This is a genomic window from uncultured Corynebacterium sp., from assembly GCF_902782855.1.
Lineage (GTDB): Bacteria > Actinomycetota > Actinomycetes > Mycobacteriales > Mycobacteriaceae > Corynebacterium.
Window position 1 is genome coordinate 1 of sequence record NZ_CACZOO010000182.1, and the last position, 9,247, is coordinate 9,247.

A 9,247-nucleotide genomic window follows, 5' to 3' on the forward strand; every position below is an offset into this window, starting at 1 on the left:
AGAGGTCCAGGCGTGAGGTGGTCAAGGACTACTTCCGCCGGCAGTTCATGGGGGAGGAACCGCAGACCGTCCGCACCGTCATCCGGTGACGGATCAGAAGGAGCCGTCGATGTCAGTGACGACGACGACCTTCTGGTTCACGAACTCCTTGATCCCCAGATCGATGAGCTCGTGGCCGTAACCGGAGTGCTTCACACCGCCGAACGGAACATCCGCCTTCACACCGGTCGGCTGGTTGATGAACACCATGCCGGTGTCGATCCGGCGGGCGACCTTGCGGGCACGCTCGATATCGGTGGAGAACACCGAACCACCCAGGCCGAAGGGGGTGTCGTTGGCGATGCGCACGGCATCCTCCTCGTCCTTGGCACGGTAGAGCTGGGTCACCGGGCCGAAGAACTCGGTCTGCGAGGTCTCCGAACCCTCCGGGATGTCCGTGATCAGCAGCGGCCGGGCGAACGCCCCCTGCTCCGGCACCTCAGCACCGATCGCCTCGACGGTGGCGCCTTCGGCCTTCGCCTTCTCGACCTGCGCAGCCAGGTCATCAGCGGCCTGCTGGGAGGACAGCGGCGCCAGGGTCGTTGCCGGATCCATCGGGTCACCGGCGACGAACTCGGCGACATGCTTACGGTACTCGGTGAGGAACCGGTCATACACCGCATCGACGACGATGAGCCGCTTGGAGGAGACGCACACCTGACCGGCGTTCCAGTGCCGACCGAAAGCCGCCCACTTCGCGGCCTTCTCCACCTCCGCGTCCTCCAGGACGACGAAAGCGTCGGCGCCGCCGAGCTCCAGGGTCGACTTCTTCAGGTTCTTCGCGGCGGCCGACGCAATAGCGGCGCCTGCCCCCTCTGACCCGGTCAGTGCGACACCGCGGACCCGCGGATCAGCGAGGATCTGGTCGGTGGCGTCATGACCGGCGAAGACGTTGGTCAGCAGGCCCTCCGGCGCACCGGCCTGACGGTAGAGCTCAACCATCCGCAGCGCGGACTGCGGCACATTCGACGCGTGCTTGAGCACGATCGTGTTACCGGCGAGGAACTGCGGGGCGCTGATGCGGATGACCTGGTAGTAGGGGAAGTTCCACGGCTCCACGGCGTAGAGGACACCCAGGGGGTCATTGACCAGCGCTACGTCCTGGTCGCCGAACCCCTCGGCGTGCAGGTAACGCGGAGCGAGTGCCTCGGCACCGTGCACGGCGTAGTACTCCAGGATCCCGGCCGACAGTTCGACCTCCGCCTCCGCCTCACCGATGAGCTTGCCCATCTCCAGAGTCAGGGTCTCGGCGTAGTCGCGCTTGTTCGCCCGCAGGATCTCCGCGGCCTTCGCGAGGACCGCGGCACGATCCTCGACGGAGGACGCCGACCACGTGCGGAAGGTGGCGTCCGCCGCGGTGATGGCCTTGTCGATCTCCTCGGCGGTGGCGGTGGGGAAGGTCTTGACGACCTCGCCGGTGTAGGGATTGGTGGTTGCGTAAGCCATGACGGTGGTCCTTTCGCTCAATGCGGTTCGTTGTCCAACTCCCGAGGTTAGGTCAACCTCGGGCCGGAATGGCAGGGTGATCTTCCCCACAGCGGGGGAGGGGAGGTCTGCGCCTACTCCGCCTACTCTACGGTGAACGCCACGGTCTCGGTGTACACCGTGCCGTCACGGTCTGTCGCCGTGACCCGCGCGGTGTGCTGCCCCGGCGTCAGGTCACCGGGGAGCGCGACGCGCCACAGGTGCGGGCTCGACTGCGCCACGTTCCCGCTCGTCGTCAGGTTCTCGGTCGCGGAGATCGGGTCAGTGAACTCCCATCCCTTGTTCTCCGCCTCGCCGGTCGCCGGCTGAGTGATCCGCGCATCCACGGCGTCCCCGCCGTCGAAGGAGACCGACACCGTCGCCCGGGTGGACCCACCGAAGAAACTCGAGGTCAGGAACGACTGTCCGTCCGTCAGATCCGCGGCGGGAACACTCAACGGGTCGATCGGGGCCGGAGCGTCCCCGACCTTGTCGTTGTCCTGCCAGAGTTGCGCTTCGCCGGCCCATTCCCGCCACGTCGGCGAGTTCACGCCGATGAGCTGCTGGTGGTCCTGCGGCTCGCCGCGCACCGTGTAGCGTCCGGAATAGGTGCCGGGGGCGTCGCCGGAGAAGGACAGGGTGTAGACGCCCGGCTCCGCGGCGTCCGAGGTGTAGGCGTGGGGGACACCGTTGTCGTTGAGCCCGCCGGAGTACCAGTCGCCGGAGACCGCGCCGGCCACGATCTGGTCGTAGGGCAGCTCGGGCAGGCCGGCGTCCGTCCACTCCTGACGCCGCTCCCCGGCGAGCAGGTGCTCGAGGGTGTGGGTGTGCCCGCCGACGGTCACCAGGTTCGGGTGTGTGGCGACCGCGTCATAGAAGGCGAGGGCGTCATCGGTGATGAGTTCCCGGTAGTTGACGATCGGCGCGTGGGCGTACACCACGACCTGCGTCTCCGGGTCGACCTGGGCCAGATCGTTCTTCAGCCACGTCAGCTGGTCGGCGCCGATCTTCTCCAGGTAGCCGTTCTTCGACCCGTCCGGCTTCGCGCCCTTGTACTCGATGTTGTCGAGGGCGATGAAGTGCGTGTCGCCGACATTGTACGAGTAGTGCGTCGCACCGAAGGCCTGGCGGTAGGTGTCCGTGGCGTGGGAGTCGTCCGTGGCGTCGTAGTCCATGTCGTGGTTGCCGGGCAGGGCGCGCACCGGGCCGTTCATGTTCCGGTACAGCGACCGCAGGTCCGGGTTGAGGGAGAGGTCGTCGCCGACATTGTCGCCCAGCAGCATGACGCCGCAGCCCGCGTAGTCGTCGCGCTGGGCGAGATCGGCGGGGGCGCCCTTCGCCGCGTACCCGACCTCCTCCCGGTCATAGGTCTGGGTGTCCGCGGCGACCGGGCAGGACTGGTCCTTCGCGGCGGTGGCATCGGACTTCGCCATCGGGAAGTTCACCGCGGCCGGCACATCGCCGGTCGGTTCCAGGCCACCGAACCTGAGGTCGGTGGAGCCCTCGGGCAGGTGGTTGTAGGAGAACTGGGCGAAGTTGTCGGCGTCGACCGGTACCTGCCAGCCGGCCGGCTGGGTGACCGAGAGGGTGACGTTGTCACCGGCGGGCAGCTCATACCGTCCCTCCTCGTCGGTGGTGGTGACGTCGACGCCGTTGCTGACGGGGACGCCGGCGACCGGCTGTTCGCCGTCGTCGAGGACGGAGTTGCGGTTGGCGTCGTCGAAGACGCGGCCGGTGAAGGTGGACTGGTCGTCGGCGGGCTCGTCGGAGACGTCGACGTGGCCCTCGTAGAGGCCGTCGTTGGTGGTGGGGGTGCCGCTGCCCGCGTCGGAGGAACCGGGGAGGGAGCCCGAGGAGCCGGAGGATCCCGAGGAACCCAGTGAGCCGGGCAGGGAGCCCGAGGAACCGGCCGACGCGGAGCCGGGCAGATCATCGGCGATGGCGGTGGACACGGTGGACGTGGTGGCCGCGGTGAGTGCGGCGGCGAGGAGTGCGAGGGACGCGGCGGTGAGATGCCGGCGTGGGCGCGAGGTGCGCGAGGAAGACATGGAGAGTAAGCCCCTGTGAGGTCGGAGAGTGGATCGTGCGGCGGATGACCGCACCTCACGGGAGTGTAGGGACGCCCGGTCACGCTGCGGTGGCGTGCGCGTGGCGGTCGGGTGGTGGGGGAGTGAACAGGCGGTGACGGTGTTCCGGGTGAAATCGGCACGGCCGGATGACGCCGACCCCGGCCCCGGATGCAGACACGACACCGCCCGCCATCCGGGAAGGATGACGGGCGGTGCAGGGACCACAGGCGCCCGGTGCGGCGCCGCAGTGGCGGATCTACTTGGCGGTGAGCTTGTTCAGCTCGGCGGCCAGGCCGGACTTCTTGTTGGCGGCGTTGTTCTTGTGGATGACGTGCTTGGTGGCGGCCTTGTCGTAGAGGCGGGAAGCGACACGGAGCTGCTTCTCGGCACCTTCGGCATCGCCGGCGGCGACCAGGGCGTGGAACTTACGGGTCTCGGTGCGCAGGCGGGAACGGACGGCCTGGTTACGCTGACGGGCGAGCTCGTTGGTGAGGACGCGCTTCTTCTGCTGCTTGATGTTGGCCATGGGGGAATACCTCTTCCTGAACGGTGAATCCGGTGGTACTTCTGATCGTTCGCCACTTCCGTGCGGGTCAGCCGCAGTCACGGTCTCTGACACCCGGCCCAAGGTCCTGCCGGATGCGGTGACAGCGCCACGCACGGTCGCGGGTCAACCTGACACACCCTACACGCGCACGCCCCACCCGCCTAACGGTCACCCGGCGAACCACCCGCCGTGAACGTGAGGGGAGAGGCCCGCGGCCTCGGGCGGCGACGCGGTCTGTGTCACTGACGTGTGCGCCCCGGCGCCCGTACTTCTGGCGCCCATACTCCCGAGGACCCGCGCCGCCATGACCCCACTAGATGCGTGTCGACGATCCCGACGGCCTCCATGAGCGCGAACATCGTGGTCGGCCCGACGAAGGTGAAGCCCCGCTTCTTCAGCGCCTTCGCCAGCGCCACGGACTCCGGCGAGGTCGTAGGGACCTCCGCGTGGCGCGTCGGTTCCGGCGTCCGCCCGGGGCGGAAGGACCAGATGAAGGACGCCAGGTCCAGGTCAGCTGTATCGCCGCCGCCACGCATGGCGACCGTCGCCCGTGCGTTGTTCACCGTGGCGAGGATCTTGCGGCGGTTGCGCACGATGCCGGCGTCCGCCATGAGATGCTCCACGTCGTCCCCGGTGAACGCGGCGACGGCGTCCGGGTCGAATCCGGCGAAGGCGGAGCGGAAGGCGGGGCGCTTGCGCAGGATCGTCGCCCAGCTCAGGCCGGACTGGAATGCCTCCAGACTCAACCGTTCGAACATGCCCTGCTCGGTGGTCACCGGCATGCCCCATTCGGTGTCGTAGTAGTCGCGCAGCATCCGGTCGGACGCCGCCCACGCCGGGCGTGCCCTCCCGTCGTCGCCGATGACGAGGTCTCCGGTGGTCTCCGGTGAGAGGTCGGTCAAGGGGCCAGTCCCGTCTCCCGCAGTGTGATGTTCAGCCTTCCCGTGATACCGCACCCCGGCGGTGCCGTGCCGTCGAAGACCCGCGGCACACCGTGGTAGTTCCACCGGGCGGGGCAGTGGAAGGGACGCCGCGGTGGGACCGGGCCTTCGACCCGGCGCACGTACTGCCGGACGATCCACTGCTGCTGCCCCCGTGTCAACCAGCCGGGCAGGAACCGGGCCCCGGCCGGCAGGTCGACCGGGGTGCGGGGTGGTTCGGGAGGATCGAACAGGCCTGGTCCGGTCACGGCTCAGGTCCAGCTGTGCCGGCTGCGCAGCTCCCCGGCTATGCGGTCGTAGCGCCGCTCCGGCATCGACACTCCCCGGCGTTGGATGCGGGCTTCGGGGATCTCCACGATCCGGTCGACGCGCACCCAGCACTTGTTGCCCTTCGGGTCCCACAGACCGGTGCCGATGGAGATCCAGTTGTCCTCGGTGCGGTGCTCCGGGTTCGAGCTGATGAGCAGGCCCAGCAGGGTGTGCTCGTTGCGCCCGACGATGAGGCAGGCGCGCAGTTCGGGGGTGTCGTCCCGGGTGCGGACGACGCCGTACCAGACGACCTCGCCGGGATCGACCTGCCCGTCCATGTCGGGAGCGTAGATCACCGGTCGTGCCAGTGAGCCGGCCGGCACGGTGACGGTCACCTGGTGGTCGGCGTGGTCGGCTGATGCCCGGGTGACCAGACCGAGGTTGGCGTGCAGTTCATCGATGCCGCGGTCGAGGTGGCCACGATGGTGGAAGTGGCGCTCGATGAAGTGGCGGACACGACGGACGGGATTGCTGGGGGTGCGGGCAGACTCCGTCATGGGGTCCATGCTAGTCATACCTCAGTTGCTGTGACCATGTGGTGTGTGTGACTGGTGTTGTCGTGGGACAGGGGTGGTGGGGAGGCTACTGCGTGGCAGTCCCGTCGTCCCCGACGTGTCGGGTCTGTGACCGTTCCGTCCGCAGATCATCGAAGTCAGCCTGTGTCGTCTCGAGTCCGGTGACCGGGGCGTCGTCGACGAGTGAACCGTCGGTGGCGACCACGGTGCCGCCGTGCCGGTGCGCCTTCTCGGACGCCGCCTCGTCGATGTGGGCGACGACCTCGCCGACCTTCTCCCGCAGACCACGGTGGTGGGCCTCCGGCGGGATCCGCAGCACCGCACCGTCGGACTCGCGGACCGTCAGGCCGTGCGCGGCGAGAACCTTCTTCTGCTCGACCGCGCCGTGGCGTCCGGCGGCCCGCTGGGCGTCCTGGAACATGGTGGTGCGGCCGCGGAGAATCCGGCGGATGAGCCTGCGCTCCCGGAAGGGCTTACCGACCAGCGACAGCAGCACGCCGGCGACGATGTAGCAGACGATCATGACCCAGCCGTGGGCGTACCCTGGTCCGACGCCGTAGACCAGCTCCTTGAGCATCCCGGTGATACCGCTGCCGACGACGACGTGGGACAACCACTCGAACAGGCGCGGCATCATCCAGATCGGCAGGGCACCACCTGACGAGGGCATCGACAGGAAGATGAACATGAGCATCGCAGGCACGGCGACAAAGCGTCCGACGAAGTACGACACGCCGTTGACCGCCGCGCCGATGGCGAAGGCCCAGACGAAGCCGAGGCCCCACAACGCCCAGAAATGACCTTCGACGGCGCCGAGGACCGGACTGACGAGCAGCGCGGAGATGAAACTCAGCAGCACAGCGGTGCAGGCGATGATGAAGAAGCGGACGCGGCGCCCCAGCGGGCCGCCCATGAGCCCGACGAACATCGCGGCGAGGTAGCCGGAGATGCACCAGGCGATCATGAGGTACATGGGGGTCATGCCGATGTCGTGGGCGGGTAGGGGAGCGAGGTCCTCGACGGTGGGGGTCTCGTCCTGTCCGAGCGCGGGCAGTAGCGGGGTGACGATCCTCGGGATGATCGTGGCCGCCTGGGCCTGGAGCGCGGAGGCGGTGACGAGGGTGTCGGTGTCCACGTCGTAGGCGGCGGCGAGGTTACCGTCGGTCACCTTCTGTTGCGCGGTGGCGTGGTCGGTGACGGTCTCGAAGGCGATCGCGCCGGGCTCGCCCCGGTCCGCGGCGGCCTGGAGGGTCCGTGTCTGGTCGACCGTGCCGACGACGCCGATCGGCACATCGCGCGGGGAGGCGTGCTGGAAGGGGGCGACGTAGCACAGGATGAACATGGTGAGCATGAACACCGGCATCCAGAGCTGTGACAGCACCATCTGCACGTTGGGGTGCTGGGCGGCGTACCAGCGGCGGTAGGCCGACTTCTTCTGCGGCATCGCGTAGACGAGATGGTCGGTGGTCTCCGGGGTCCCGGTCCCGGGCGTCGGCCGGTCAGTCATATCCATAACGGCGTTATCTTAACTGACGGGCGAAGTCGCGGCACGTCCGGGGGTGCCGCTACCGGGGATCGACGGTGCAGGCGGGGTAACGCCGGATGCCGAGCCTCGTGAGGAGCAGGGAGACGGGGCACCAGCCGACGGCGGAGTAGAGGGCGAGATTCACGGCGACGAAACCGGTGAGGAGAAGCCACCAGGGGCCGACGAGGGCGACCAGTGCGATGCTGGTCAACAGTACGGTGGCGGCGATGCCGGGGATGACGCGGTCGACGCTGATGCGGGAACCGGCGGCGGGCTGTGTCGGTTCGTCGGGCCGGACGGGCGGGGCGGGGTGCGCGGGCAAAGGACAGCTCCTGACGGGTTCGGGTCCGTGAACGGCTCACGGGGTCGCTTCAGTACAGGAGCTCAGTATACCCAGGGGGGTATGTAAAAAGGGAAGCACTGCCGGCCCGGACAGTGCCCGAACCGGCGGTACATCTCAGGGAGGCGATGCTGCCGACCACCTCGACTCCGGGCGGTGGACCGTCACACCCCGAGCGCGTCGGCCCAACCGAAGAGATCGTCGATCAGCGGGGAATCAGCGGCGATCACACCCATGTGGGTCCCGCCCTCGTACTCGTGCACGGTGACACTGCGTCCGCTGGCCTGAGCCCGGGGCACCAGCTCCCGCTGACTGTCGATGGGGACGACCTCATCCTCGGTGCCCTGGCCCAGGAACAGTGGGGCGGTACCGTCCCCGGAGGCGATGTTCTCGGTGAGACGGCGTGCTGCGGGACTGTCGTCGAGGTCAGCGTCGATGACCGGGACGACCTCGTTGACGACCGAGGCACTGAGCACCGAGAGCGCCATCGCCGGATCCGAGGTGCAGTGGGCCGCAAAACTCTGGACCAGCGGGGAGAGCCCCGGCGTCACGTAGTCCTCCAGCACAACGTCCGGGTACTCGTCGGCGTAGGGCACCAGCACGTAGGACGCGATCACCGCGGACAGGGCGCCGGCGTCCGGCCCGAGGACGCGCCGGGCCATGAGCATCGGGTCCGCGGCGGCGGACAGTGCGGCGACACCCCGGATCCGGAGCTCCGGGGCGTACGTCGCGGCTATCTGGTCGGCGAACAGGGTGGCGTGCCCACCCTGCGAGTGGCCCCACAACAGGGCGTCCCGCCCGGCGTCGGCCTCCGGGAGCTGCCCGACGGCGCGGATGCCGTCGAGAGTGGATCGTCCCTCACCTTCACCGATGAGGAAGGGGTAACGTCCCGCGGTGCCCTGTCCGGGGTAGTCGGTCGCGACGACGACCCAGCCACGGTCGATCGCCCGGTCGATGCCCGGGATCGCCTCCGGGGTCAGGGCGATGTCGGTGAGGCTGGGGGCGCAGGCCTGGGCGACGCCGGTGGTCCCGTGCTGCCAGGCGAGGACCGTGCGTTCGGTGGCGGTGGCGGCGTCCGGAATGGCGACGACGGCGCTGGCCACGGCGGGGGAACCGTCGGCACGGGTGGTCGAGTAGAGGATCAGCCGTGTCGAGGCGTCGGCGGGGGCGGTGCCGGAGTAGTCGCCGATGCGCAGGAGGGTGCCGGGGGCGGGAATGTCAGCTGTCCACCCGTAGAAGGCCGGGCCGGCACCGGAGACCCGTTCGGGGGCGTGCTGTGCGGTGGCGGTGGTATAGGCGGACGCACTGTCGTCAGCGGGCTGCAACGCGGAACCGACTGCGGACGCCGGGGACAGTACCAGCGCTCCGGCGGTGCCGAGGGCGAGAGCGATGGAGCTGAGCCGTCGGCGTGATCGATGAAGAACGGGGATGACCATCCTGTAATCATGGCACGGTGGGAGGACTGGAAGGTGTCAATTCTGGAAGACGGTCAAGACGC

9 protein-coding genes are annotated in these 9,247 nt (G+C 68.7%); all 9 read right to left on the reverse strand.

Annotated elements, in window-relative coordinates; all coding sequences use genetic code 11:
- Nucleotides 1-93 precede the first annotated feature (93 nt).
- The 9 genes from QZV72_RS08085 to QZV72_RS08125 all read right to left on the reverse strand — a co-directional run bounded on the left by QZV72_RS08085 (nt 94) and on the right by QZV72_RS08125 (nt 9,185).
- A complete protein-coding gene (locus QZV72_RS08085) occupies nt 94-1,485 on the reverse strand; it encodes an NAD-dependent succinate-semialdehyde dehydrogenase (RefSeq protein ID WP_297007102.1) in 1,392 nt (463 codons plus the stop codon).
- 122 nt (nt 1,486-1,607) lie between these two features.
- Nucleotides 1,608-3,551: a calcineurin-like phosphoesterase family protein gene (locus QZV72_RS08090; RefSeq protein ID WP_297007105.1), complete on the reverse strand. Its 1,944-nt coding sequence runs from the start codon at nt 3,549-3,551 to the stop codon at nt 1,608-1,610.
- Between the two features lie 277 nt (nt 3,552-3,828).
- A complete protein-coding gene (gene rpsT / locus QZV72_RS08095; RefSeq protein WP_297007108.1) occupies nt 3,829-4,098 on the reverse strand; it encodes a 30S ribosomal protein S20 in 270 nt (89 codons plus the stop codon).
- 260 nt (nt 4,099-4,358) lie between these two features.
- On the reverse strand, nt 4,359-5,021 hold the full coding sequence (locus tag QZV72_RS08100; RefSeq protein WP_297007110.1) for a DNA-3-methyladenine glycosylase I: 663 nt from the start codon (nt 5,019-5,021) through the stop codon (nt 4,359-4,361).
- On the reverse strand, nt 5,018-5,308 hold the full coding sequence (locus QZV72_RS08105; RefSeq protein WP_297007113.1) for a hypothetical protein: 291 nt from the start codon (nt 5,306-5,308) through the stop codon (nt 5,018-5,020). The genes QZV72_RS08100 and QZV72_RS08105 overlap by 4 nt, the downstream gene beginning before the upstream one ends.
- 3 nt (nt 5,309-5,311) lie before the next feature.
- Nucleotides 5,312-5,866 (reverse strand): type II toxin-antitoxin system PemK/MazF family toxin, encoded by a 555-nt coding sequence (locus QZV72_RS08110; RefSeq protein WP_297007116.1) that lies wholly within the window; start codon nt 5,864-5,866, stop codon nt 5,312-5,314.
- A gap of 85 nt (nt 5,867-5,951) precedes the next feature.
- Nucleotides 5,952-7,391 (reverse strand): ABC transporter permease, encoded by a 1,440-nt coding sequence (locus QZV72_RS08115; RefSeq protein WP_297007119.1) that lies wholly within the window; start codon nt 7,389-7,391, stop codon nt 5,952-5,954.
- 58 nt (nt 7,392-7,449) lie between these two features.
- Nucleotides 7,450-7,731: a DUF2892 domain-containing protein gene (locus tag QZV72_RS08120; protein WP_297007120.1), complete on the reverse strand. Its 282-nt coding sequence runs from the start codon at nt 7,729-7,731 to the stop codon at nt 7,450-7,452.
- Between the two features lie 182 nt (nt 7,732-7,913).
- Nucleotides 7,914-9,185: a lipase family protein gene (locus QZV72_RS08125; protein WP_297007122.1), complete on the reverse strand. Its 1,272-nt coding sequence runs from the start codon at nt 9,183-9,185 to the stop codon at nt 7,914-7,916.
- Between the last annotated feature and the right edge of the window lie 62 nt (nt 9,186-9,247).